The sequence below is a fragment of the Paenibacillus sp. FSL K6-1330 genome, from assembly GCF_037976825.1.
In the GTDB taxonomy this organism is placed as follows: Bacteria; Bacillota; Bacilli; order Paenibacillales; family Paenibacillaceae; genus Paenibacillus_AQ.
Genome location: NZ_CP150269.1, coordinates 956615 through 982670 on the forward strand (window position 1 = coordinate 956615; position 26056 = coordinate 982670).

The 26056-nt window shown below is 49.5% G+C and carries 24 protein-coding genes and 1 pseudogene; 19 read left to right on the forward strand and 6 right to left on the reverse strand.

What is annotated here, in order from left to right; all coding sequences use genetic code 11:
* Nucleotides 1–12 precede the first annotated feature (12 nt).
* A complete protein-coding gene (locus NYE54_RS04200; RefSeq protein WP_339270258.1) occupies nt 13–357 on the forward strand; it encodes a hypothetical protein in 345 nt (114 codons plus the stop codon).
* On the opposite strand, the gene NYE54_RS04205 is transcribed toward NYE54_RS04200, so the two are convergent.
* Nucleotides 316–528 carry a hypothetical protein gene (locus NYE54_RS04205; protein WP_339270260.1) on the reverse strand — a complete coding sequence of 71 codons (213 nt, stop codon included), beginning with the start codon at nt 526–528 and terminating at the stop codon, nt 316–318. The two genes, NYE54_RS04200 and NYE54_RS04205, sit on opposite strands and share 42 nt — an antisense overlap.
* A gap of 104 nt (nt 529–632) precedes the next feature.
* Here NYE54_RS04205 and NYE54_RS04210 point away from each other — a divergent pair, with 104 nt between their 5' ends.
* The 4 genes and pseudogenes from NYE54_RS04210 (at nt 633) to NYE54_RS04225 (ending at nt 4487) form a co-directional block, all read left to right on the forward strand.
* Nucleotides 633–1058 (forward strand): hypothetical protein, encoded by a 426-nt coding sequence (locus NYE54_RS04210; protein WP_053490059.1) that lies wholly within the window; start codon nt 633–635, stop codon nt 1056–1058.
* Between the two features lie 398 nt (nt 1059–1456).
* Nucleotides 1457–1672 (forward strand): annotated as a pseudogene (locus NYE54_RS04215) (TipAS antibiotic-recognition domain-containing protein); the annotation flags it as partial.
* Between the two features lie 287 nt (nt 1673–1959).
* Complete coding sequence (locus tag NYE54_RS04220; protein WP_339270263.1) at nt 1960–3378, forward strand: alanine/glycine:cation symporter family protein; 1419 nt, start codon at nt 1960–1962, stop codon at nt 3376–3378.
* Between the two features lie 128 nt (nt 3379–3506).
* Nucleotides 3507–4487 (forward strand): anti sigma factor C-terminal domain-containing protein, encoded by a 981-nt coding sequence (locus NYE54_RS04225; protein WP_339270264.1) that lies wholly within the window; start codon nt 3507–3509, stop codon nt 4485–4487.
* Nucleotides 4488–4721: 234 nt separating this feature from the next.
* Here NYE54_RS04225 and NYE54_RS04230 read toward each other — a convergent pair whose 3' ends face one another.
* From NYE54_RS04230 to NYE54_RS04240, 3 genes are all read right to left on the reverse strand, one after another.
* Nucleotides 4722–5237: a DinB family protein gene (locus NYE54_RS04230; protein WP_076325955.1), complete on the reverse strand. Its 516-nt coding sequence runs from the start codon at nt 5235–5237 to the stop codon at nt 4722–4724.
* A gap of 73 nt (nt 5238–5310) precedes the next feature.
* Nucleotides 5311–5916, reverse strand: a complete 606-nt coding sequence (locus NYE54_RS04235) for a class I SAM-dependent methyltransferase (protein ID WP_339270267.1) — start codon at nt 5914–5916, stop codon at nt 5311–5313.
* A complete protein-coding gene (locus NYE54_RS04240) occupies nt 5909–7324 on the reverse strand; it encodes an NAD-dependent malic enzyme (RefSeq protein WP_339270269.1) in 1416 nt (471 codons plus the stop codon). Before NYE54_RS04240 ends, NYE54_RS04235 begins: the two co-directional genes overlap by 8 nt.
* Nucleotides 7325–7529: 205 nt before the next feature.
* Between NYE54_RS04240 and NYE54_RS04245 the strand changes: the two genes are divergently transcribed.
* Nucleotides 7530–7829: a hypothetical protein gene (locus tag NYE54_RS04245; protein WP_076325952.1), complete on the forward strand. Its 300-nt coding sequence runs from the start codon at nt 7530–7532 to the stop codon at nt 7827–7829.
* Nucleotides 7830–8219: 390 nt separating this feature from the next.
* Nucleotides 8220–9257: a lytic polysaccharide monooxygenase gene (locus tag NYE54_RS04250; protein WP_339270272.1), complete on the forward strand. Its 1038-nt coding sequence runs from the start codon at nt 8220–8222 to the stop codon at nt 9255–9257.
* Between the two features lie 799 nt (nt 9258–10056).
* Here NYE54_RS04250 and NYE54_RS04255 read toward each other — a convergent pair.
* Nucleotides 10057–10818, reverse strand: coding sequence for a DeoR/GlpR family DNA-binding transcription regulator (locus NYE54_RS04255; RefSeq protein WP_071221931.1), 762 nt, complete (start codon nt 10816–10818; stop codon nt 10057–10059).
* A gap of 361 nt (nt 10819–11179) precedes the next feature.
* On the opposite strand from NYE54_RS04255, the gene NYE54_RS04260 reads away from it, so the two are divergent.
* The 6 genes from NYE54_RS04260 to NYE54_RS04285 all read left to right on the forward strand — a co-directional run bounded on the left by NYE54_RS04260 (nt 11180) and on the right by NYE54_RS04285 (nt 17359).
* Nucleotides 11180–12235 (forward strand): ABC transporter ATP-binding protein, encoded by a 1056-nt coding sequence (locus tag NYE54_RS04260; RefSeq protein WP_339270274.1) that lies wholly within the window; start codon nt 11180–11182, stop codon nt 12233–12235.
* Entirely contained in the window at nt 12228–13106 is an 879-nt protein-coding gene (locus NYE54_RS04265) for a sugar ABC transporter permease (protein WP_213647855.1), read from the forward strand. The genes NYE54_RS04260 and NYE54_RS04265 overlap by 8 nt, the downstream gene beginning before the upstream one ends.
* 30 nt (nt 13107–13136) lie before the next feature.
* Entirely contained in the window at nt 13137–13970 is an 834-nt protein-coding gene (locus NYE54_RS04270; protein WP_339270277.1) for a carbohydrate ABC transporter permease, read from the forward strand.
* 61 nt (nt 13971–14031) lie between these two features.
* Entirely contained in the window at nt 14032–15348 is a 1317-nt protein-coding gene (locus tag NYE54_RS04275) for an ABC transporter substrate-binding protein (protein ID WP_339270279.1), read from the forward strand.
* A gap of 26 nt (nt 15349–15374) precedes the next feature.
* Nucleotides 15375–16142, forward strand: a complete 768-nt coding sequence (locus NYE54_RS04280) for a glycerophosphodiester phosphodiesterase family protein (RefSeq protein WP_339270281.1) — start codon at nt 15375–15377, stop codon at nt 16140–16142.
* Complete coding sequence (locus NYE54_RS04285) at nt 16139–17359, forward strand: sn-glycerol-1-phosphate dehydrogenase (RefSeq protein ID WP_339270283.1); 1221 nt, start codon at nt 16139–16141, stop codon at nt 17357–17359. Before NYE54_RS04280 ends, NYE54_RS04285 begins: the two co-directional genes overlap by 4 nt.
* A 163-nt stretch (nt 17360–17522) precedes the next feature.
* Here the strand turns inward: NYE54_RS04285 and NYE54_RS04290 are convergent, their stop codons facing one another.
* Nucleotides 17523–18986 carry a carboxylesterase/lipase family protein gene (locus NYE54_RS04290; RefSeq protein ID WP_339270285.1) on the reverse strand — a complete coding sequence of 488 codons (1464 nt, stop codon included), beginning with the start codon at nt 18984–18986 and terminating at the stop codon, nt 17523–17525.
* 204 nt (nt 18987–19190) lie between these two features.
* Here NYE54_RS04290 and NYE54_RS04295 point away from each other — a divergent pair, with 204 nt between their 5' ends.
* From NYE54_RS04295 to NYE54_RS04320, 6 genes are all read left to right on the forward strand, one after another.
* Nucleotides 19191–20189, forward strand: coding sequence for a Gfo/Idh/MocA family oxidoreductase (locus NYE54_RS04295; protein ID WP_339270287.1), 999 nt, complete (start codon nt 19191–19193; stop codon nt 20187–20189).
* On the forward strand, nt 20186–21181 hold the full coding sequence (locus tag NYE54_RS04300) for a Gfo/Idh/MocA family oxidoreductase (protein ID WP_339270289.1): 996 nt from the start codon (nt 20186–20188) through the stop codon (nt 21179–21181). The genes NYE54_RS04295 and NYE54_RS04300 overlap by 4 nt, the downstream gene beginning before the upstream one ends.
* Before the next feature lie 469 nt (nt 21182–21650).
* Nucleotides 21651–22550, forward strand: a complete 900-nt coding sequence (locus NYE54_RS04305; protein ID WP_339270291.1) for an AraC family transcriptional regulator — start codon at nt 21651–21653, stop codon at nt 22548–22550.
* A gap of 268 nt (nt 22551–22818) precedes the next feature.
* Entirely contained in the window at nt 22819–23637 is an 819-nt protein-coding gene (locus NYE54_RS04310; RefSeq protein WP_339270292.1) for a MurR/RpiR family transcriptional regulator, read from the forward strand.
* 228 nt (nt 23638–23865) lie between these two features.
* Nucleotides 23866–25356, forward strand: a complete 1491-nt coding sequence (locus tag NYE54_RS04315; protein WP_076325939.1) for a PTS transporter subunit EIIC — start codon at nt 23866–23868, stop codon at nt 25354–25356.
* 29 nt (nt 25357–25385) lie between these two features.
* The gene (locus NYE54_RS04320; RefSeq protein ID WP_213647847.1) at nt 25386–26030 is read left to right on the forward strand and encodes an N-acetylmannosamine-6-phosphate 2-epimerase; all 645 of its coding nucleotides are present in this window, start codon (nt 25386–25388) and stop codon (nt 26028–26030) included.
* The last annotated feature ends 26 nt before the right edge of the window (nt 26031–26056 follow it).

Sequence of the window (26056 nt, forward strand, 5' to 3'; positions counted from 1 at the left end):
TTGTAGGAGCAATTGGCGAAGCTGGACCTGAGGGACTTGCAGGGGCACTTGGACCCGCAGGACTTGCAGGAATCGCAGGAGCACTTGGACCCGCAGGACTTGCAGGGATTGCAGGAGCAATTGGACCCGCAGGACTTGAAGGGATTGCAGGAGCAATTGGACCCGCAGGACTTGCAGGAATTGCAGGAGCAATTGGACCCGCAGGACTTGCAGGAATTGCAGGAGCAATTGGACCCGAAGGACTTGCAGGGATTGCAGGAGCAATTGGACCCGAAGGACTTGCAGGGATTGCAGGAGCAATTGGACCCGCAGGACTTACAGGGCCAGCAGGACCAGCAGGGCCAGCAGGGCCAGTAGGACCAGCAGGGCCAGTAGGGCCAGTAGGACCAGCAGGACCAGCAGGACCAGCAGGACCAGCAGGACCAGCAGGACCAGCAGGACCAGCAGGACCAGCAGGAGCTGCGGGTGCAACAGGAGCAGCAGGGCCAGCAGGGCCAGCAGGAGGTGGAGGATTAATTCCATTTTCAACGGGTATCATCCTCGTTGGAGCTGAAGTAGTATCGGCTGCTCCAATTTTAATGGGTTTTGGTAGTAGCACGGTTGAAGTTATTAACGCTTCTGGAGAATCAACTATGCCACCCGAAGCAGGTGGTTTTGCTTTCCCAATTCCCTTTGCGGGCACCGTTCAAGATTTACAAATAAGTGTAGATTTATTGGTTGCTTCTGAGGTTTCTATAAATACTCTCGGTCTTCAATATGATTTTACAGTATTCCGCGCACCTTCAGTTCCTAATAATGGCATTGATCATAGTTCTTCACCTTACGTGACGACTTCGCTGACTAGTTCGGTTAGATTCGGAGCTCCGAATACGGTCATTACACCTGGTAACCCAACCGGTTTCCGTACCGCAACGAATAGAAATGTTGGGGGATCATTGGTAGTCGCTGAGGGTGATCGTATTGGTATTCGTGTAAGGACGCTTGCTGAGACTGATCCCTCAGCAGCTGATATTACCCAACTTTCATTCAGCGCCAGTCTATCTTATACTCCTTTTTAATAAGAGCCTCCTGTATTGTACTCCTCTATTTGTTACAGGGGAGGTAAATGATTCAGGAAGTGAACCGCCACTGCCTTTGTATAATATTTACATCATACAAAGGCAGTAGTCCCCTATGTTACACAATCCATCCTCTGATGCGCATGATATATAATGAATGTGGAATCGTTACGGTTGCACGTGTTGCAGCTGCTGTAACGATTTTTTTGATTTTATCGTAACATTTGCGGGATCGCCCGTTGTCTAAATGAGAAGGGGGAGAGGAGATGGATGCAGAGTGATGAATAGGATGATCTGGCGGACGAGGGTGAGGCTGATTGTGTATGCTTTGTCGGCTGTGTTGATGGTTCTTTTTATTTATGCCGTGTATTACTCAGACGTCCAGATTTACTATGATAAATCCTGCTAGTGAGCTGGCCCAGAAGGCGGCCGATCTTCACAAGCGCTGGCTCACCTATTATTGGAACGATTACAGTAAAGAGGCCCACGTAGGCCTCGCCCAGATGTATGTTGACGAGCGTTTTACCGCTCATTACGATGAGAAGCAGCCCGGAACGGCAGCATTCCTCCGCGATGCGATTCTGATCTACACGGGCATGAACTCTTCATCATAGAAAGGCTGGTGGTAGGTAGGCAGCCTTAGCATTATGACAGGACCCTTTCCCTGCGTTTTAACACGCAGAGAAGAGGGTCTTTTCTTATATGAATGTCCAAAAACCCCACCTTGAGATCAACAAAGAATCGCCGCGAATAAGAAATGAGGTCACCGCCCAGTTAGAGTGCAGCATTTTCCACAATTAACCTCTTGTGTTTGAAGGGGAAGTAATGGTTAGATGAAACGTGGACTATTGTACACAAAAACCTACACCATGGGTGATGACTTCTATAGCGAGGGTAGATTATGGATCAAATTGTACAGCATGTAGTGAATATCTTTAATGATTTTTTATGGTCTAAGCTGCTCATCGTATTGCTGATTGCCGTTGGCCTGTATTTCACGGTAGGGACCAAGTTTCTGCAGTTTCGCCTGATCGGTGAGATGTTCCGGGTAATCCGCGAACCCAAGAGTAAAGGCAGCATTTCGCCTTTTCAGGCATTTGCCATCAGTATGGCTGCCCGTGTCGGGACAGGGAATATAACCGGGGTTGCTCTGGCCATCTCGCTTGGGGGACCTGGGGCCGTATTCTGGATGTGGATTATTGCGCTTATCGGTTCGGCATCCAGCTTTATCGAGAGTACGCTGGCTCAGATCTATAAAGTAAAAGATGGGGCGGGCGGTTATCGCGGCGGTCCCGCTTATTACATGCAGCAAGGATTGAAGAAACGGTGGATGGGCGTATTGTTTGCGATCCTGATCACCTTGTCCTTCGGGCTTGTCTTTAATGCCGTCCAGTCCAACACGATTACAATTGCTTTCGAGAATTCATTCGGAACCGACCGTTTAACCCTCGGAATTATCATGGCGGTTATCTTCGCCGTTATTATCTTTGGCGGCGTGAAGCGGATTGCCAAGATGTCGGAGCTGATCGTTGTCGTATTGGCGGTGGTGTATGTCGGTGCCGCGCTGTTTATCGTATTAGCCAACATCACTAAGCTGCCGGAAGTTTTTGCTCTTATTGTCAAAAGCGCGTTCGGCTATGAGCAGGTCGTTGGCGGATCGATCGGTGCCGCTCTCATGAACGGAATCAAAAGAGGGCTGTTCTCCAACGAAGCCGGCATGGGGAGCGCACCTAACGCAGCGGCTACCGCAACAACAAGCCATCCTGCCAAGCAAGGGCTGGTGCAGGCGCTGGGCGTAATGATTGATACGCTGGTCATATGTACAAGTACCGCCTTCATTATTCTTTTTACCGGTGCCTACCAGCAGACCGGACTTGATGGAATTGCCCTGACTCAGGCTGCGCTGGGCATGGAGATGGGGGCATGGGCGTCCGACTTCCTGGCGATCATGGTCTTCCTGTTTGCGTTTAGCACGCTGATTGGCAATTATTATTACGGTGAAACCAATATTGAATTTTTGAAGTCGAATCGGGCATGGATATGGGCCTATCGGGCTTGTGTGCTGGCCATGGTCATCTTCGGCTCCGTTACCAGCGTGAAGCTGGTGTGGGATTTGGCCGACCTGTTCATGGGATTGATGGTGATTGTGAATCTTGTGGCCATCACGCTGCTTTCCCGAACGGCCTTTGCAGCGCTTCAAGATTACTTGAAGCAGAAGCGGGCTGGCGTGAACCCTGTCTTCACCAAGGACAGCATCAAAGGGCTGCAGGATGTGGAATGCTGGGATGGACACAACACCCCATCCACTGAAGCGAAATAATATAGAATTTTGTGTGATATGGAATCGTTACAGTAGCTGCGTGTTTTTAGCTGCTGTAGCGATTTTTCTTGTTCTACCGTAACATTTGCGCGATTAAACCGTTGTCTACATGAGAAGGTAAAGAGGAGATGGATACAAAAGTGATGAATCGGATGATCTGGCGAACGCCCTTGAGGCTGTTTGCGAAAATTTTATCAGCTGCGTTGATGGTATTTTTGATTTATGGCATGTATTATTCAGCCGCCTACATATATCATGAACAATCCGGCCTGAACGATAAATTCTTAAGGTCTGTCATGACAACGGTTGAATTGCATGAGAGTGGACTTATAGTAGATAAACGAAGCTCGCCTTTGGGTGAAGTGACGCCCTTCCTCACTCAGAAGACAAATCTGAAAGTGTATAAGAATGTGGGGGAATGGCAGGTAATTGTCGGAGAGCTTCACGCGAAGAAGCAATTAGGGGGAAAACTGACGTATTCTATTGAGGAACTGAATCCTTATTTGAATCGTGAGGAAAGAAATCCTTATATCCTGAACTCTGCGCTGCTGGAGGGTAGGGAGATTAAAGACGATCCTCACCCTACTGGTGCAATGAACCAGTTAGGGAGACTTGAAGACGGAAACGTAGCGGAATTATTCTTCTCGCTTCGAACGCTTAGGTCACCGGAGGAGGTCTTGGAGCTCTTGTCGGACTATGACGTTAAAGCAACCAGTATGGCTGTTTTTGCAGGAGAACTGAAGGATTTCAAGCTGGGTACTTATAGCTCTAGCGGCGCAGATTACACGATCCCACATCTCACATTGAGGCCCAAGGTTCAGTTTAGCGATAATCATTTTCTTTCAAGTTGGCATACTTTCTTCTCACAGGATGACGGGATAACGGATCATGTGCAGCAACTGATCGCCGACGTTGAATGGATGACCAACAATATCAAATATAACGGTGTGGATGATGACAAACGCCGGCTGGCCTACTTGAAGAAAAATGGAGTTCAAGTTTACGGAGCGACCGTTACCGGACCTGTGCGGGAGTTGGAGAAGCTGAAGGAGGAGCAGGAATTTTGGGAGTTCCGTTTGGGCCGGATCGAGGTATGGAATTGGAGTTAAGACAGCTTGCGCTGCCAACCTTTACATCATACAAGAATGAGTTGGTGGGTCGCACTTCCATTTTACCAAGAAACGGTCTCCTTTTGTATTTCTAGCGGAAAGGACGAAACGATTCGTACACGGAGCGTCTCCTAACAGAAAAAGGGGGATCCCGTCAGATCTAAGATCTTTATGGACACCCCCATTTTGTTAAGAATAAGCAATATTAGACCCTTGCTAAGCAATCTTCATAAACTACGTTAAATATTTATCCCGCAGAATATTCAGGTGATGAAGCTCATGCCCAGCTATGACATAGGCGGCTGCCCGGGCGGAGAGCGGGTAATTGTTGAATGTACCTTGACGCAGCAGAGCTTCCTCCGTCAAGCTTCCAACCAGTGTAATGGTAGACTGCCTGACGGCAGCATAATCCTTAAGGGCTTCCCGTAACGGGAGATGGCTGAAAGGAGAATTCTGGACAAAAATCTCCCGGTCGTATCCCGAAAATTCACGGGCATCCCCACGCGCGATGTAGAGAATGCGGTAGTTCCATAAGCGCTCTACATCGGCGATGTGTCCGACCACCTGTTTTAGACTCCATTTCCCTTCCGCATAACGAACATTCGCTTGTTCTTCCGTCAGATCGCTGAGCGATCTCAACGTTTCATCATGCTGCCGCTGCAATACCTCAGCAATATGGCCTTCGGGGACAAGAGAGACGTATTTTTCGGCGAGGAGCAAATATTCATTAGAATCAGGCCTTGTATTCATAACAAGTTCCTCCAGATCAATTAATAAGAGCTTACATTAAAATTATGCAGACAGGTCAAAATCAATGAATGGATCAAGTTGCTTGTGCCCAGATTAGATGGACGATGCCGTTCCAATAGCGCTCCGTCTTCATGATATTCAGTTCCGAGGCATTCGCGATCTGGATCATGTCCCTATTATAATGACAGCCGGATATCCGCCGTGCTGCGGGGTTGATCAGATGCTGCATGGCGCCAAGGAGCCGATTCGTGCTCATGCCATGCTCCAATAAATAAATGCGGCCGCCGGGTTTGGCCCAGCGGTTGATTTTATTCAAGGCTTTGACCGGATCCTCATAGCCGCATAGCGACAGGGTGGATACAACGCAATCATAGGAACGTTCCGGCAGCTCCAGCGTCTCGATATCCCGTTCCAGGAAACTGGCCCGAATGCCAAGCTCGGAGGCCATCCGCCGCGCACGGCTTAGCATCTCGGGACTGAAATCGACAGCCGTTACGTTCACCTTATCGCGATGATAAAATGGGAAATTCGCGCCGGCACCAACAGCTACCTCAAGCACGTCACCCTCTACATCCTGAAGCAGCCGCTGTCTCCATTCACCGAGCCTCCGTTGCCTGGTGTTCCTTTCATATATCGCTGCCTGTTTATTGAACTTCCGAATGAGGGATTTCTTATTCACGCGGAATTCTCCGGGCAACGCCGGTTTTGACAGCTGCTTTCACGACAAGCTCCCGAATGGCTTTCACGACGTTCTGGTTGAACACGCTTGGAATAATATACGACGGGTTGCGTTCTTCGTCCGATACGGCGGATGCAATGGCTTCGGCTGCAGCCAGCTTCATCTCCTCATTAATCGTGGTCGCTCTGCAGTCCAAGGCCGCACGGAAAATACCCGGGAAACAGAGGACGTTATTAATCTGGTTCGGATAATCCGAACGTCCGGTTGCGATGACGCCTACAATATCCTCGACCTCTTCCGGTTTGATCTCGGGCGTAGGGTTTGCCATTGCGAATACGATCGGTTGATCGGCCATGGCTTGTACGTCCTCACGGCGGAGCAGGCCGCCGGCAGAGAGGCCGATGAACACGTCGGCACCTTGGATCACTTCACGCAAGGAACCTTCGACTTTATTCGGGTTCGTATGCTCTGCGTACCATTGCCACATACTATTGCTATATGCATGTCCGCCAACCAGTGCACCCTCGCGGTCTACGCCAATGATGTCCTTGACACCGGCTGACAGGAGGATTTTGCTGCATGCTACGCCCGCAGCACCGATTCCACATACCACGACCCTAATGTTATCGATCGATTTCCCGACAATTTTCAACGAATTGATCAGTGCCGCATACAGAACCACCGCCGTGCCGTGCTGGTCATCGTGAAACACGGGAATGTCCAGCTCATCCCGCAGTCGTTGTTCAATCTCGAAGCAGCGCGGTGAGGAGATATCCTCCAGGTTAATGCCGCCAAAAGCCGGAGCCATTGCTTTGATGCAGGCAATAATCTCTTCGGTATCCTGGGTATCCAGGCAGATCGGAAAGGAGTCTACTCCTGCAAACTGTTTGAAGAGCATCGACTTTCCTTCCATGACCGGCATGGCCGCATAAGGACCGATGTTGCCCAAACCGAGTACGGCGCTTCCGTCCGAGATGACGGCCACCGTATTTCTTTTAATTGTAAGCGTAAAGGCTTTTTTCGGGTCCTCTTGGATGGCTGCACATACGCGGGCAACATCTGGCGTATAGACGCGCGACAGGTCATCACGGTTTTGGATTGGGATTTTGGGCTGGGTTTCGATCTTGCCGCCGAGATGCAGCAGGAAGGTACGGTCCGAAACGTTGACGAGCCGGACGCCCTTTAGATTTTTCACTGAATTAGTAATTTTACCGATATCCACGCTGTCCGTAACCGTAATAGTAATATCGCGTACGGTAATGTGGCCGCTCGCCTGAATGACGTCGATGGCGACCATGTCTCCCCCCGCCTCAAATATGGCGGATGCAACTTGACCGAATTTGATTTCTTGTGTATTCATTTCTAGTCTGAGGATAATGCTTTTTCCTCCGAGTCCGTTGTTTTCCATTGCTACCTCCAAATGTTTGATCGATTTCGTCCTTCTGAGTGTATGTAGCTGTGCAAAATGTTAACGTTATCATAGTTCGCTGAGCAGTGGTCAATTTCCTGTTTCATTGGAAAGAAACCGTGATATATATAAGAAGAATTTATTGGAAATGCGAATGCCAGGGAAGTATAATCGAAAGCATCTTATTGTGAAGGAGAGAGCTGCCATGAATGCCAGAATCGAGGAGCTTGAAAAGCGTTTGACGACCCAGCATCATAAGGACCTGTTCCTTCAGATGAAACATACGTTGAAAGCCGTTGATGATTTGGCCGAACAGCACCGGGTCTACCAGGCTGTTCAGGCACTCAGTGGGACACGCATTGTGGGGACGGAGGAACATGTTTATTTCGACACCTTGAATCAGGTCAAGGAACAAATTGTGCATACCTTGGAGCTTACGATTGAGGATTTGGAGCACAAAGGGGATAAACATTATACGAAGCATTTTAAGGACGGCGTGGAATAGGAGTCGTTCTGCCGAACAGAACGGATAAAAAGTTTGGATGAAAGCAAGAATCCACAGGGATTCTTGCTTTTTTATATTTTGTTTTTTTGATTGTTTTCAGCAAATTCAGTGTACTTTCATAACATTTTGCGTTACATATTTATCCAATTTCGTTGAAATGTGTAACAAATCGTTGATTAGTATTATGGGATAAGGCTTCCAGATGCTTTAAAATAATTATAGTACTGGTAAAGCTTGGACGATGATTGTGGAAGATTTCCAAGTTCAGTCAAGTTATCTAGTCAAGTTAAGAGGGTAACTACTGTATCGAAGAAAGGAGGTGGACTGAACAGCCGGAGGTTGTGTAAACGCTTTATTTATTATCTTTTATATTAAAGGAGGATTAATTGTATGACTTTAAGTTTGCCGAACAAAGCTTGGCTCAAGCATCTAATCATTGCCGGTTCCACGATGTTAGTGATGACCTTATTCATGGTTTTATTTGCGGATAAAGCTTTTGCCCACGGGTATGTCGATTCTCCAGGCAGCCGCGCCATTCTGTGTAAGCAGGGGCAAAATACCGATTGCGGCGCAATCGTGTATGAGCCTCAAAGCTTGGAAGCCCCTAAAGGCTGGCCGAATGCAGGTCCTGCCGATGGCAAAATCGCCAGTGCAGGCGGCGCGTTCCCTAAACTTGACGAGCAATCCGCAACTCGCTGGAGCAAAGTAAGCATTTCCCCGGGAACCACAACGTTCCAATGGCATTTGACAGCCAATCATGTGACGGCAAGCTGGAAATACTATATTACAAAAGACGGCTGGGATCAAAATGCTCCACTGAGCAGAGCTTCGTTTGATCTGACGCCTTTCTGCTCCATTGACTACGGCGGTGTAAAACCTCCGACAAACTATGCATCTACTTGTAACGTTCCTGCTAAATCCGGTTACCATGTCATTCTGGCGGTATGGGAAGTAGCTGACACAGCTAACGCTTTCTATAACGTTATCGATGTGGACTTTGGCGGTGGCGGCGGAACTCCGAACCCAGGCGTACCGGCACCGACAGGACTTACTTCCCCATCCCAAACCAACAACAGTGTTTCCTTGGCATGGGCAGCTTCCACAGGTGCTTCCAGTTACGAAATCTACCGTGACGGATCCCTAGTGGGCACATCTACTACAACCTCCTATACCAATACGGGGTTAGCCGAAGGAACGTCCTACACGTATACTGTGGTAGCCGTAAGCAGTACGGGCAGCAAATCATCAGCATCCGCTCCCCTTTCCGTATCAACATCCGGAAGCACAACGACCTATCCGGCATGGAATGCAACAGCCGTTTACTTAGGTGGCAGCAAAGTCAGCTACAACGGCGTGAACTATGAGGCAAAATGGTGGACTCAAGGCGAAACTCCTGGATCTGCCGATGTTTGGAAAGTCATCCCTTAATCGAATAGTGTGCGAGGATCCGGCGTCATATGACTGCCGGATCTTTTTTTAAGCCGCCGAGGAAGGAATGGGAGAGTGGGGTTCATTAATATGTGTAGAGGAAATAGCTCCCGTCGGCTACGCATTGACCCTGGTGGCTCTTGGAAGTACCTATCGAAATGTTGTGGGTTCCCTGACTGTCGATGTTCTTCATTCGATGATTTCATGGCCTTCGTCAACTTTAACGGACCCTAGTTCCGTTATTTAAGATCATAACCCGATTTTTCACAATGTACCGGACTCCAGGTCCGCTATTATGAGAATTACGGGAGCAAACACCGATTAAAACAGCAAATAAGGTTTGCTGGGTCCGCTAAAATTACTAAAAGGGCTGTTTTCTATGAAATAAGGTATTCTGAGTCCGTAAGGAAGTCCTCACACCAAAGAACAAGTTGAGTTTTGAACATATTGAATGATATGACGATCGTATTTTTGGACGTACAGTGAATTTCTGCATATTGCCCTTTTGGTCTAAGCGGGGGGAATCGAAGTCAGCTCCCCAACTAGTCTTAATGGTAGTAGAAGAGTTATCCTTGAGAGTTAAAGGCAGCATGAGCTTGTTGTCACTTGGATGGTAAACATAGCAGTGGAATAGAAATAAATAAGCTGCCAGCAAGCCGCAGCGTTATCAGGGCACCCCTAGGGGTGCCCTTTGTGTTTTCTGTAAGAAGGATGTTTAGGTATGCCAAGGGTACGCAATGGTACGTAAGGTATGCAAAGGTATGCAATGGTATGCCAAGGTATACAAAGAGCGCAAGCCTCAAACCCTGTACACGGTAATGCCTCGTTCCTGAAACGGCTTGATATCCGAGTCGGAAGCCTCAGTGCCGGTGACGAGGGTATGTATGGCGCTGTTGGGAGCGACTGTGTGCAGAGACAGCTTGCCAATCTTGCTGTGGTCGGTGACCACGACAATTTCGCCGGCGGCTTGAATCATATTCTGTTTGGCCGGGACGAGCAGCGCCTCCGGGTGCATGAGGCCATGCTGAGGATGCAAGGCAGGGGTACCAATGAACGCTTTCTCGACATGCAGGGATTTCAGTACATGGTCGGTAAACATGCCGTTTAGCATATAGCTCGAGGGGTACAGCTCCCCGCCGGTCAGAATGACTTTGATACCCGGAGCATCGCGGAGCTCAACAGCAACGTTCATATCGTTCGTAATGACCGTAATGTCCGAGCGGTGCACAAGATGCGTCGCAATATGAAGGGTGGTTGTTCCCGAATCAATGATGATATTCTCCCCGTCTTCCACAAGCGAAGCCGCAAGCTGACCGATGCGTATTTTCTCGTCCCGGTGAAAGTTGGTTCGCTCATTAAAGGATGGCTCGTTATGCGTCCATTGCTCCATGATGACCCCGCCATGTGTGCGCTTCAAAGCGCCTTCCTGTTCAATCTCCGCCAAATCACGGCGAATGGTGGCCGTGTGAACACCGAATTCCGATGCCAGCGCAGCAACCGTTGCTGTTCGGTATTGCCTTACGTAATCAATGATCCTTTTCTTTCGTTCATGTGCCAGCAATCGATAATTTCTCCCTTCCTGAATGGACAATGAGCAGTTTAGGTGCGTTTGTACATACAATGCGCATTTTTGCTCTTTTATGCTTAAGGATTCCATGTCTTATTAGTGTACTCGCATTATGTTAATTCCATGTTAAATCCCTTGATACGAAGCGAATTTACAAAATCCGTACGAAGGTCTAACACTCTCCTAATATTGCACATCTACAATCGAATTAAATAAAAATGAACAAAAGTGATCATTACATGTGCATTTGATGCGTACTTATTATCAGGTGTATGTAAGGGATTTCATTTTTATGGATTCATTGATTTTTGCTTGTCATGACAACATCATTACACTTTCGTGAGGGGGATCGCTCTTGGCATCCATTGAATTTGTGAAAGTAAGCAAGTCGTTTGATCGTCAAACCGTTATCCAGGACCTGGATCTTACCATCGAAGACGGAAAATTCACCGTGCTGGTCGGTCCGTCAGGATGTGGAAAAACAACGCTCTTAAGGATGATTGCAGGCATTGACCCTCAAACCTCCGGTTCCGTTCTTATCAATGGCAAGGATGTTACGCGAATTGCACCGGGGAAGCGCGGCGTGGCCATGGTGTTTCAGAATTACGCAATCTACCCAACGATGTCGGTTCGCGAGAATATCGAGTTTGGTCTCGTGAACAACAAGGTTCCCAAAGCAGAACGCACACGTCTGGTGGAGACCATAGGGGCAACCGTGGGACTGAACGATTACTTGGATCGTAAGCCTTCTACCTTGTCTGGCGGACAACGGCAGCGAGTGGCTTTGGCCCGGGCGATGGTTAAGGATCCGTCCGTATTCCTGATGGATGAGCCGCTGTCCAATTTGGATGCCAAGCTGAGGGTTCAGATGCGGATCGAGCTGATTGAACTGCACAAGAAGCTGGGAACGACCTTTGTCTATGTGACCCATGACCAAATCGAGGCGATGTCGATGGCAGATACCATCGTGCTTATGAACAAAGGCGTCATTCAGCAGGAAGCGCAACCTGAGGTGGTGTACCGCGAGCCTAGCAATCTGTTTGCGGCCCAGTTTATCGGGGTTCCTCCCATGAACATTGCGCCGCTGGGCGACGACCGCACTACATTTGGATTCCGTCCGGAGAGCGTTGTGATCGGCACAGAACCGGAGTCGTTTCATTATACGACCAAGGGTGAGATCATCACGCGCGAAATGCTGGGCTCCGAGACAATTTATCAGGTAAGGACGATGGAGGGCCAGGCCTTCATGGTGAAGTGCCAGGATGACAAATTTCATGTCGATCAGGAGGTATATCTCGGCGTGCCGGCGGATAAATTGTTTTTCTTCGGGGCGGATGAGAAGCGGGTCGCAGAGCAGGACATCCGCTATAGGGAGTTTATGGAGCGGCTGAGAGGGCTGGCTCATGGATAAGAAGCGGATTTGGGAAGGGATCAGGCCCTATGTGCTAATCGCGCCGGCCATGGCGGGTATCATGCTGTTTGTGATGTATCCGGTAGGTTATCTGATTTACTTAAGCCTGTTCAAATACAACCTGATGAACAAGGATAAGAGCAAGTTTGTCGGACTGGACAATTTCACCCAGATTCTGGGTCGCGGGGATTTCTACAAAGCGTTATGGAACACTTCCATCTATACAGTCGGCGTCGTGATTCTAACCATGCTGCTGTCCCTGTTGATTGCGGTGTGGCTGAACAAGAAGGGCCGTTTCAATTCGGTCGTTCAGGCTGGGATTTTCACACCGCACGTCGTTTCCATTGTATCGATCTCGCTGGTCTGGCTGTGGCTGATGGAGCCGAATCAAGGACTTCTCAATTATCTGTTCAAGCTGGTGGGGCTCCCGCCGTCCGCATGGCTGCAAAGCTCCAAGACCGCATTGATATCCGTCATTATCGTATCGGTCTGGCAGGCCATCGGTTATTACACCCTGATTATCGTTGCGGCCCTGCAGAGCATATCGCCAAGCATTTATGAAGCGGCGGCGCTGGATAATGCCAGCAGGTTCAAGGTGTTTTATAAAATCACATTGCCGATGATTTCGCCGCAGCTGTTTTTTATCCTGATCATCATGACGATCGGTTCCTTCAAAGTATTTGATACCGTTCAGGTGATGACAGGCGGAGGACCGAATAATGCAACGACCACGCTTGTGTATTACATATACGGCTTCCGAACGACCAACATCGGTTATTCGGCTGCGACAGGCGTCGTGCTCATGGCCATTATCGGACTGCTTACGTTCATCTATTTCCGGCTACTGTCCAAGAAGGTCCATTATCAATAAGGCTTTGGCCATGCAGAAAGGAGGCACAGTTTGAAGACCTTTGATTTAAAAATCGTATGGACGGCGCTTGGCTATTTACTGAAGGCCGCAGTGCTCATGATTTTCATCTTTCCGTTTCTGTGGATGATCTCCACATCACTCCAGACATTCCGGGAAACGATGACGTTTCCACCGACGTGGTTTCCGGCCTCGCCGAAATGGGGCAACTTCGCGGAGGCGATGAATGCAGGTCCTTTTCTTACCTATTTCAGGAACTCGGTTGTCGTTACCGGATCCATCATCGTTCTGCAGTTTCTGATCATGATCCCGGCTGCCTATGCATTTGCGAAGTATAAGTTTCCGGGAAAAACGCTGCTGTTCGGCATGATCCTTCTGGCATTCATGATCCCGGGTCAGGTTACGTTCATACCGGTCTATCTGATGATGGCGGATTGGGGATTAGTCAAAACCCTGCTGCCGCAGATCATCCCGTTCATCTCGAATGCCTTCGGCATCTTCCTGCTGAGGCAGTACTTCATGCAGATTCCGGAGGAAATCATTGAAGCGGCCCGTCTTGATAATGCGAGCGAATTCAAAATCATTCGGAAAATCATGGTTCCCATGTCGAAGCCGGCACTTGCGACCATCGCGCTGTTCAGCTTTGTCAGTCACTGGAATGACTATTTCTGGCCGCTCGTCATGACCGATTCAGCTGCCGTCCGGCCGCTGACCCTGGGGATCGCCATGCTAAGGGAGACCGAGGGTATCAGCAACTGGCATATCATCATGGCCGGCAATGTGATTCTTGTGGTGCCCATCCTGCTTGTGTATGTATTCTGCTCGAAGCACATCGTGAAGGCTTTTGTTTATTCAGGTATTAAATAATTCCAGGAAATAACAGGGTTCGGCAATTCATAATCGAATGATTAATGGAGGAATGAGTCATATGAAATCCAAATGGTATACACTGCTATCCGTCATTATGTTATTCAGTTTGCTTGCCGCGTGTGGTGGTGGGGGAACTTCCGGTGATACGGGCAAAGCGCCGGGAAGCGGGGGAGCCGAAGCCCCGTCCGGAGACAAAGGGGAAACTACAGTTCAGTTCTGGCACTCGTTGGGAGGCAAGAACGGGGAATACATGGATGCACTCATTCAGCGCTTTAATGCATCCCATGAGGATATCGAAGTGGTAGGCACCTTTCAGGGGAGTTATGACGAGACGGTAACCAAGCTGCAGCAGGCGATAGCCTCCGATACCGGTCCGGATGTCAGCATGCTGGAGCGAGCCTATGTTCAGATGTTCGCAGATTCGGAAGTGCTTGAGGATCTGACGCCTTATCTTGAAGGCTCTGGCATCAGCGCCGATGACTTTACGCCGGGACTGATGGGACACTCCGTCTTCAATGACCAATTGGTATCGCTGCCGCTGAACCGTTCCACCCCGATTCTGCATGTGAACAAAACATTGCTGGATGAGCAGGGGCTGCAAATTCCGACCACATGGGAGGAGCTGAAGGAGGTCGCAAATGCGCTTGTAGTCAAGGAAGGCAGCGAGTATAAGCGATACGGCGTTACGATGCCCTATGACACTTGGTATCCGATTGCCATGATCTCGCAGGCGGGCGGCACTTTCTTCAATGATGACAATACGTCGATCGGCTTCGGGGATAACGGTGTCGGCGCCAAGATGTTCGCTTACCTTAAAGACCTGCAGAGCACAGGCGCCTTGTATTATCCGCCGGCTCAGGATTCCGGCAACATTGTGAACAGCATGTTTGTGGAAGGCAAGGTCGGAATGATGTATCAATCTACGGGATCGATTGGCGGGTTGTCCAGCGCGGTGGATTTCGATTACGTCACAGCGTTCCTGCCTAAGGACGAAGTGTATGCGAATCCGACCGGAGGCGCGAATGTGACGATGCTGTCCTCTTCCAAGAACAAGGAAGCGGCATGGGAATTCATCCGGTGGATGGAGATGGAAGAGGAAGGCGGTCTTGAATTTATTTTGCAATCTGGCTACCTGCCATTCACGAAGAAGATGGTGGAGTCGGAGCAGATCCAAGAGCTGTGGGCCAAAGAACCGAACCGCAAAGTCGCTTATGATCAGCTGGAATTTGCCGTCGATACCAATAAGGACGTGGCATGGCCGGAGATTATGCATGAGTTCTTCTCGGCTATGGAAGCGATCATGTACGACAGCAAGGATATTCCGGCTACGCTGGATACCTTCAAGAAAGAAACGGAACGGATTTTGGCCCAATAACAACTGGTAAAGGAGTGGCAGGACATATGATCGAACGACTACGGGAACCATCCTGTACGATGGTGGCTGCACACCGCGGGTATAAATCAGCTTATCCTGAAAATACACTGCTGGCCTTTCGCAAGGCGCTGGAGTTAGGCGTAGATATGCTGGAGTTTGATCTCCGGCTGACGCGTGATAATGAAGTGGTGGTTATCCATGATGCAACCGTTCAGCGTACGACCAATGGCGCCGGCGAGGTAAGGGATTACACGCTTGCGGAGTTGAAGGCTTTGGATGCGGGCGGCTGGTTCGCTCGGGAGTTTGAAGGATTGAAGATCCCGACGCTTGCGGAGCTATGCATGCTGCTCCGGGAATATCCCGAAGTTCTGTGCAACGTGGAAATTAAGCCAAGCCCTGATGCCAAAGAAACCGCAGACCTGGCGGTTGATGTGCTGAACCAATACGGGTACCTGCCGCGCTGTGTATTCACCTGTTTCGATGCAGAAGTTCTGACGCATATTCATGATACGCATGGTCTGAAGACACAGGGCTTCCCGGGTGAGAAAATGTCCCGATTTGTCTTCGAGGAGGATGGAACCTACTCCAAGATGTGGGCAATCGGCGTAGAGATGTCGCTGCTTACGCCAGAGCTCGTTGCCCGGTTCCAGGAACAGGGGCTGCTGGTCTGGAGCTATTGCCCGGACGATGAGGAGGGTGTCCGCTATTCGCTGGAATGCGGGGTTACCGGCATGACCTGCAATAACCCCCTTCCGGCGCTGGCGATGATCGGAAAGAAGGGCACGCGGATATGACCTCCATTTTATCGAATATCCGAAGTTTTGCGGCGCATTTACCTGCTAGGCAGCTTTCGAATCTGGACGAAGTGGAGTCGATTCAGATTCAGTACGGAGCTCTACGCGAGGTCGCGGGTTACCTTGAGACAAAACAGTGGACCTCGGTGGTGATGGTCGTAGACGGCAATACTTATGACATAGCGGGCCAGCCGCTTGCGAACCTGCTTACGAAATCCTCGATTGAGGTCCAAGTTACCAAGCTTCTTCCTGACCGGAAGGGAGATGTTATCGCGGATGAGGTTTCCCTGATTCAGGTCATACTGGATATCCAGCAAAGCAGGGCGAAGGCGGTGCTTGCGGTAGGTGGGGGAACGATTCACGATATTAGCCGGTACGCTGCTTATACCGCGGGTATCCCATTCATCTCGGTACCCACGGCCGCTTCGGTGGATGGATTTAATTCCAAGGGAGCGCCCATCATTATACGGGGTGAGAAGAAGACGATTCCAGCTATTGGACCGAGCGCGATTTTTGCGGATGTCGATATTCTCATGTCGGCTCCCCCGCAGCTTACCGCGGCCGGGTTCGGGGATATGCTGGGCAAGTACACGTCCCTGTTCGACTGGAAATTCGGCAGCCTGGTGGCTGATGAACCCTATTTGCAAATTTCGGCGGATATTACGCGATCCGCGCTCAACCAATGCGTGAACGGGGTCGAGCAGATTGGGAAGCGAACCGAGGAGGGTGTACGCATCTTAATGGGTGCGCTCGTTGAATCGGGCTTAGCCATGCTGCTGTTCGGTCAATCCCATCCGGCTTCAGGCTCGGAGCATCATCTGTCCCACTATTGGGAGATGGAGTTTATCCGGCTAGGGGAGAAGCAGCTGCTGCACGGTGCCAAGGTGGGTGCCGCTTGCGTGGAAATCTCGAAGCTGTATCACCGTCTTGGGGAACAGGGGCTTGAGATGTACAGAAGCGCCTCTGTAGGTGCGAATGACACTGAACTTCGGATCACGCAGCATTGGAACGAAATCCGATCGCAAATAATGCAAATCCCGGAACCGGTAGAGCTGGCCGATCTGATGCGCTCGGTTGGCGGACCAGCCGGGGTATCGGAGCTTCCGATCAAGAGCGAATTGCTGAAGCGGAGCCTGAGTGAAGCCCACAAGGTTCGAAACAGTCGGTACACGCTGCTCCATGCCTATAATGAACAGGGATCCCTATTCGTAAATTAAGGATCGACATGCAATGAAATAAGGCTGTCTCCTCAAGCAGACCATTCTGCATGATAGGGACAGCCTTACTTGGCTTTTATCCAGCTTTGTTTCTATTTGGACGGGTCTTCTGGAGTTGGCCAGCCGCCCCAAAGACTGACGGTGTCGCCGTCACTTGTTCATTTTATAATTGCAGCATTTCCCGCTTCTCCGCATCCGGATCCTCGATGATCCTGCTGTCGTTGTTGAATATCATCGTTGAACGTGATGCCAGATCATAAGCAGGCCACGGCAGTGCCTCCGTATCCGGTGAGCCATTGCGCGCAAATGCAATCCAAGCATCCTGCATTCGGTCGGAAAGGGCTTGTGTGGCGGCATCGACTTGCACACCGATGTTCTGAAACAGCCCCAGCGTGTTGAATACAAACGGTATTTCCAGTGCGTGCATCGCTTTGCCGAGAACCGGATGATTCGGCAGCGTCCAATCGAATCGGTACATCCATACCGGCGTGTGCTTGCTCTGAGCGGAAGCGAACTGCAGGGCCGAGCGCCAGAAATACAGGTCGGTCATAATCTGGGCATGTCCGTCGATGCTGTACGGATATTCTTTGGTGATAGGCGCAGCATCCTGGATGCCGGTCATCATTTCAACGGTGCGGACAAGATCGTCCTCCTTCACAAGCGGCATGTCCGGCCGGAAGAACAAGGCGCCTTCATCGAGATTCGTTCCGATCAGGATTGGCACGTCCTTCGCCCAGCCCGATTGAATAGCCTGCAGCGGATCATGAGGCAGCGTGTGGGGTTCCAGCACTGGTTGGAAGATCATGCTGACGCCGGGACCGATTCGTTTCTTCAGCCGTTCCCCGGCTTCGAATATTTGCTCACCTGTGAGGGATTCAAGTTGATGGGCCTTATCAGGCGTTATGTCCAGCTCTTTAAGCAAACCAGCCGTTATCATCTGTGCCTGCTCCGGAGCCATCACCTGGGCAGCACCGCTTTCCATGATGGCTCGCTGAAACAACCCTTTGGCTGCCGGCATTGCAAGTAAAGCTGCAATGCTCATGCTGCCGGCCGACTCTCCGAATACCGTGACCCGTTTGGGGTCGCCGCCGAAGGCCGCGATATGATCCCGTACCCATTGCAGGGCCGCAATCTGGTCCAATAAACCGGTATTAGAGGCAAAGGATTCGCCGTATGGGGAGAGATGGAGAAAGCCTAGCGGACCCAGACGGTAATTGATGGTTACCACAATCACATCGCCTCTGAGTACGAAAGATGTACCGTTATAGCTTGGCAAACTGCCGGAGCCCGTGATGAAAGTGCCCCCGTGAATCCATACCATGACGGGCAGCGGCTCCGCTGGCGTATTCAGGGGTGCCCACACATTGAGGTAGAGACAATCCTCGGACACCGTTTTGGCCACTCCTCCGCCAAGCATGCTTGACGTGGATTCTATTGGCTGAAGGCACATGGGGCTGAAGGCGGTGGTATCTTTTATCCCGTCCCATGAATCGGGGGGAACAGGAGCACGGAATCGAAGCGGGCCTACCGGGGGGTTCGCATAAGGGATCCCCTTCCATACACGTACTCCGTTTTCCGAACTGCCTTGAATATGCCCGCCTTTCGTTTGAACGACAAGTTCTGACATGTTCTCGCTACACCCTTTCTCTCTACTCTATATATACACTTTACCAAGTTAGCGGCATAAGTTCAAAAAAGCACGAATCATGCGAAATAGAGGCAGGAATGTTGCGCTATATGAAGAATGTAACAGGGTGGGTAGTATTCGCGGACAACGGATACGGCATCACTTTTTGGTCCAAGTCATTATAGGTATACTGGAGGGATAAGCATGAACATTGCGATTTTGGGCTGCGGAACGATGGGGACAGCCTATGCGCATAATTTGGCGAAAATGCCGGGAGTAACAGTGACGGGTGTGGTCGATATTAACGCCGGGCGGGCGGAGCGGGCTGCAGCTTTGACCGGGGCGAAGGCATACACGGATGTAGAGTCGCTGTTTGAACAAAAAGATTTGGAAACGGTTGCGGTGTGTCTGCCCACCTATCTCCATAAACCGTTTGTATTGAAACTAGCTGAAAAAGGGCTGCACGTCATCTGCGAAAAACCGGCTGCATTGACCCTGGAGGATGCACAAGAGATGAAGGCGGCGTGCGAGAAAAACGGAGTCCGGTTGTTTATCGGACATGTCGTCCGATTCTTCCCGAACTATCATGATGCCTATCGGCAGGCCCACTCCGGGAACATCGGAACACCGAAGATGGCTCACTTCAAGCGGTACGGTTCGTATCCGCAGGGTATGGATGGATGGTATAACGACCCGAGTAAGAGCGGCGGTGTTATTATGGATCTCATGATTCACGATATCGATTTTGCCTGCTGGCTATTCGGAGAAGTGGAGTCGGTATATGCTTCCATCGTTAAGCGGGATGAGCCTGAGATGGAGTATGCTCAGCTTACGCTTCATTTTAAAAATAGTGCAATCGCCAGTTTAACCGGCTATTGGGGGTATCCCGGACCGTTTACGACGCAGTTCGAGATTTCGGGTGACCAGGGAATCATAAGATTTGATAGCAATCAGGTGCAGTCTTTGGACATTAAATTGGTCAATGCGGAGGCAGGGGAGGGAGCAGCTGTACAGGTTCCTTCAAGCCCAAGTCTGCATGACCCTTATTATAACGAGGTGCAGCATTTTATCGAGTGCATCCGAAACGGCAGCGAGCCGCTCGTAAGTATTAAGGATGCTTGCTATGCCGTTGAAATCGCTCAGGCAGCGGAGCAATCGGCTCAGACTGGACAGCCCGTGATGATCGGAGGGACGGTTTCATGAAGAAAGTTAAAGTAGGCTTTATCAGCTTTGCCCATATGCATGCAGCGAGCTATCTCCTAGGCATGCTGAAGCGGGATGATGTCGAGGTGGTCGGAGTCGCGGATGAAAACGCGGAGCGCGTGCGTCCTTACTCTGTGGACCGGGGAATCCCGTATTATGCGGACTACAATGAATTGCTGGCACAGGAACTGGATGCTGTTGTCATCTGTTCGGAAAATGCACGTCATGCGGAACTTACCAAGCTTGCCGCTGCGGCGGGCAAGCATGTGCTGTGCGAGAAGCCGTTAGGTTTGTCCGAGTCCGAGATGCTGGAGATGATTCAAGTGTGCAAGGATCATGGCGTGCAGCTTATGACGGCTTTTCCTTGCCGTTATATTACGTCCGTTCGTCAGGCGAAGGAAGCGATTGACGCAGGGCAGATCGGCGAAATTTTGGCCATGAAGGGAACCAACCGGGGAAGCATGCCTGGCGGCTGGTTTATCGAACGGGAGAAATCGGGTGGCGGAGCTGTATTGGACCATACCGTCCATGTGATGGACCTGATGCACTGGTTTACCGGCAGCAAGGCAGAGGCAGTATACGCCCATGCGGAAACGCTCTTCAATGACACGGAGATTGACGATGCCGGTATGGTCCACGTCAAATTCGCGAATGGCGTCGTGGCTGTACTGGACCCAAGCTGGTCCCGTAATCGCACCTTCCCGACCTGGGGGGATGTAACGCTTGAGATCATCGGCACCAAGGGTGTGCTGAACATTGATTCTTTTGCCCAGAAGAACGATGTCTACAGCGATGTAACTGGGAAAGCTGCGTGGAGCTTCTGGGGCGATGATATGGATGAAGGTCTCGTCAACAGCTTTATCGACAGCATTCGCGACGGCAAGCCGGTCGAAATAACAGGGGAAGACGGCTACTATTCTGCCCGTGTTGCCATTGCAGCGTATGAATCCGCAAGCACCAAGCGTACCGTTCAGCTGAAGCCGCTGGGATAATGCGGTTTTTGCGGCATTAGCCGTACAGCAGGATTACGCGCTCGGTCATGTGCTTGCCGTCGAGGACACGTATCCTCAAGACGTGAGGTCATGTCGAAACGTCCGACACTCATCCGGCAATATTTTATGCTCACTCACAAAGAGCATGTAATGCGGGAGTGCAACGGGATTCATCGGTGTGACTTCAAGTTATCTGGGTACTGGTAATCGATGATTTGCGGGATAACCGGCTAGAGCTCTTCTTCTTTCTCGTTGCGAGAAGGTATCGCCGCTAACGATGGATGAAGTAAAAAGCGCGGTTATACCTTCTTCATGGCAGGGAGCCTTTCCTGTGATCCATAACGAGAATCGTATCATTGTTTAAGCCTCTTCGATCTTTGTAATCGAAGGGGCTTTTTGATGTTGGCAAAAAAGATCAAAAACGTCCCTCTCCCATTTGGTATCCTTTATAACAAAGGAGGGCCTAACCTTGAGTACCCAGCGTATCATCCAAAAAAGTATAGCGTACATGGAGCAGCATCTGGAGGAGCAGCTGACCCTCGCGGATATTGCATCCTATGCCGGTTTTTCGCCATATCACTTCCACCGCTTGTTTCGGAAGGAGGTCGGTATGAACATCGCGGATTACCTTAGAAAACGAAGACTCTGTTATGCGGCACAGCTACTGCTGCACTCCGAGGCTGCGATTATCGACATTTCCCTGCACTGTCACTTCGAAAGTCAGGAGTCGTTTACGAGAGCATTCAAAAAATTATACGGCATGCCGCCGGGGCGTTACCGGAGAATCTTTGCGGTTCACGCTCAACACGCAAGCTACTTTAAAGGAGAGGATCACATGGAGCAGCAATCTCAATCCGCATTAAAAGGCTGGTTTCTGAGCGGAAGCCACCCGCATGATTATGAAATCGGTGTCGATCGGTCCACCGTCCACCAAGGAAGCACTTCCGGTTACCTAAAAGCCCTAACCCCAATGGAGGCTGGCGCTTTTGCGACCATGATGCAGCAGTTCAAAGCCGATAAGTATGCGGGCAAACGGATGCGGTTTTCCGGATTTGTCAAAACCGAGAACGTCAAAGAATACTGCGGGCTGTGGATGCGTGTTGACAACAGAGCGGAAGACGTACTCCAGTTCGACAATATGAACGATCGGCGCATTGTGGGCAGCATGCACTGGAATCACTATGCCATCGTGCTCGACGTACCCGAGGACAGCGCCACGATTTCGATCGGTGTTCTGCTGATGGGGGCAGGCAAGGTGTGGCTGGACAGCCTCCGCTTTGAAGAGGTGGATCTTAGCGTACCGACGACGAACTTTGATTTTCACTATGAGCTCCTGGAGGAGCCTACCAATTTATCGTTTGAAGAGTGAGGCGCAGGGCTCCTGGCTTTCACACATCATTACAGAAATGAAATGATCCTAGCGCGCTGATGGATAGGGGAAGCTCCCATTCAACTATAACCTGGAAGTCTCTCCAAAAACGGAGGGCTTCTTCTTTTTTTCTTCATGGATGGATGGTGGTTGCGTTGCATCATGTTTACTCCTACGATGGGTCCTGAGCAATGCTCCCTACTATAGTAATAATATTGAATCCTTATGCTTTTTTTGTTATAATTCCCAAATGGCGGTGGTGGATTCGATGGATATTTATATGGTTATTCAGCAGTTATATCCGAGTTTCTCGAAGAAAGAACAGTTGGTAGCGAATTATATTCTTCAAGAAGGTCAATCGATTAATAACATGAATATATCTGTGCTCGCGAACCATGTTGGTGTCTCGAATGGGACAATCACGCATTTCTGCAAGAAGATTGGTTGCAATAATTTTGCCGAATTAAAGGTTCAGTTGGGCAGGCTACGAACTGCGACGGCTCCTTCGGTGGAGGACAATATTCTCATTCAAGTATCTAAATTCTATCAGACAGTTATTGAGCGTTCGAATCAATTACTGGACATTACATATTTGCATCAGCTTGCTGAAACGATTAAGGGCGCAGCACGGATTTTCATATACGGGATCGGAAGCTCGGGACTTTCAGCGAAGGAAATGATGCTTCGTTTGCTCCGTATGGGCTTCAATGTGCAGAGTATAACGGATTCGCATTTAATGCTGATCAATAGTTCGATAGTGAATGAGAATGATTTCGTTATTGCGATTTCCAGTTCAGGGGAAACGTCTGTCATTGTCGACGCAACCAGAATTGCAAAGAATAATCGGTGCAAAGTCATCTGTCTGACCAGCTTCTCCGAGAGTACGCTGGCGCAGCAAGTGGACTCTTTTATTCTGGTCCCGAATACATTGTTTGTTGATAAAGAAAGGTTTGTAAATAGTCAATTTTCCGTCATGTATGCGATCGATATTTTATGTATGATCTTACTCGCGGATGCGGATTTGAATAGACGGATGCAAATTACAGTTAATACGATTCTTGAACATAATCGAATGGATTACCAATAAAGCATTCATCGTACCTGTGAACCTCAGAAGTAGACGTATTTATCGTCTACTGGAGGGGCACAGGTTTTTTTATTGGTGAGTTGTTCATACTAAGGGTTGTCATGGATTTAATTGTCAGGTAATAATAAAATTATTTTAATAAAATTATATTTACTAAAATAATTTCATGATGTAGAATCGACATATCGCGATGGAAGTACAATGCTTGATCTAATAGGAGGAAAATCCATGTTTAAACAGTTGCAAAAGCTTGGTAAGTCATTTATGTTACCGATTGCAATCCTACCTGCTGCGGGTTTGCTGCTTGGGATTGGCGGATCCTTATCGAATGCAAATACGATTGCGGCATATCCGATTCTGAATACGCCGTTTTTACAAGCTATTTTTCAAATTATGTCAGCAGCCGGCAACGTTGTGTTTACCAACTTAGCGCTAATCATGTGTATTGGTCTTGCCGTGGGATTAGCGAAAAAAGATAAAGGTACTGCCGCACTGGCAGCAGCCGTCTCGTTCCTAGTTATGAATGCATCGATTGGTGCAATGATCACGGTATTCAATCCAAGCGTTGAATCCATTGACACCGGGGTTGTAGGGGCTATTGTCATTGGTATCCTGGTTACTTATTTGAATAATCGATACCGGGGGATTCAATTACCTTCCTTTCTAGGATTTTTTGGGGGCTCGCGGTTTATTCCGATCGTCTCATCGTTTAGTGCTATTTTTGTAGGCGGGATCTTCTTCTTAATCTGGCCTACGTTTCAAGGATGGCTGGTAGCGGCAGGAACTGCTATTGCCGGCATGGGATATTTCGGAACCTATTTATACGGATTCTTGCTTCGTCTTACAGGTGCTGTCGGTCTACACCATATGATTTATCCGATGTTCTGGTTCACAGAGCTGGGCGGTGTCGCCACGGTTGCAGGTCAGCAAGTTGTGGGTGCGCAGAAAATCTTTTTTGCCGAACTGGCTGATCCGAATCATGTTGGAATGTTCTCCGAAGGAACCCGTTTTTTTGCAGGGCGTTTTGCTACGATGATGTTTGGTCTTCCTGCGGCATGCCTTGCGATGTATCATTGCGTACCGAAGAACCGTCGCAAACTTGTGTTTGGTTTGTTCTTTAGTGCTGCGCTGACATCGTTCCTGACAGGGATTACGGAGCCGATTGAGTTTATGTTCTTATTCGTCGCTCCATGGTTATATGTGATTCATGCGGCTCTGGACGGTCTATCCTTTATGATCGCGGATATGTTATCCGTTCGTATCGGGAATACCTTCTCTGGCGGGGCCATCGACTTCTTGCTCTTCGGGGTTCTGCAGGGGAATGCCAGAACTAATTGGATCTATGTCATCATTATCGGGCTCTTCTGGGCGATCATCTATTACCTTGTGTTCCGCTTCTTAATTACGAAATTCAATGTGGCGACACCTGGACGTGAAAGTGATGGGGAGAGCGTATCGGTTGAATCCAAGGACAGTATTGGAGATACCGCGATGAAAGTGCTGAGTGCGCTTGGCGGCAAGGAGAACCTGGAAGACGTCGATGCATGTATTACAAGACTTCGTGTTGCCGTCAAAGATGTATCGAAGGTAGATAAGGATACAATTAAAGAACTGGGTGCTACCGCAGTATTGGAAGTAAAAGGCGGGATTCAGGCTGTATTTGGCGCCAAAGCCGACTTAATTAAACAAAAGATAAATGAGACTATTGGTGAAGAATAAAACAGGATAGGGCATGGAGGGAACATATTGTGAATCGAGGATTAATTGTATCATGTCAGGCTTTGCCAGGCGAACCGTTGCATAGTTCATTTATTATGGGGCGTATGGCCATTGCGGCTGCCGAATCCGGTGCGGTGGGGATTCGTGCTAATAGCGTTGAAGACATCGAAGAGATTAAGAAGCAAGTTGAGTTGCCCATTATTGGCATTATCAAAAAAGAATACCCGGGTATGCAATCGTTCATTACAGCGACCATGACCGAAGTGGATGCGCTTGTTGGCACGGGGGTTGAAATTATTGCTGTGCAAGCAACGATGGATCAGGATGAGGCATTCCTGCAATCGATCTTTACAAAATACCCTTCGCAGAAGTTCATGGCGGATATCTCCACCACGGAAGAGGGGTTGCGAGCAGATCGATTGGGGTTCCACTACATTGGAACGACACTTATTGGTTATACACCGCAGTCTCAGCATGTGGAGAAGTTCACCGTGCTGGAAGAACTGATTAAGCAGTGTAAGAAACCAGTCATTGCAGAAGGCAACTTCAACACACCGGAGCAGGCTGCAAAAGCGATCAAAATGGGGGCTCATTGTGTGGTTGTAGGCAGCGCCATAACAAGGCCGCAAATCATCGCGAAATGGTTCTCTGATGAGGTAAACGAAGTTCTATAACAAAAGAAGCATAGAGGAAAGATTGT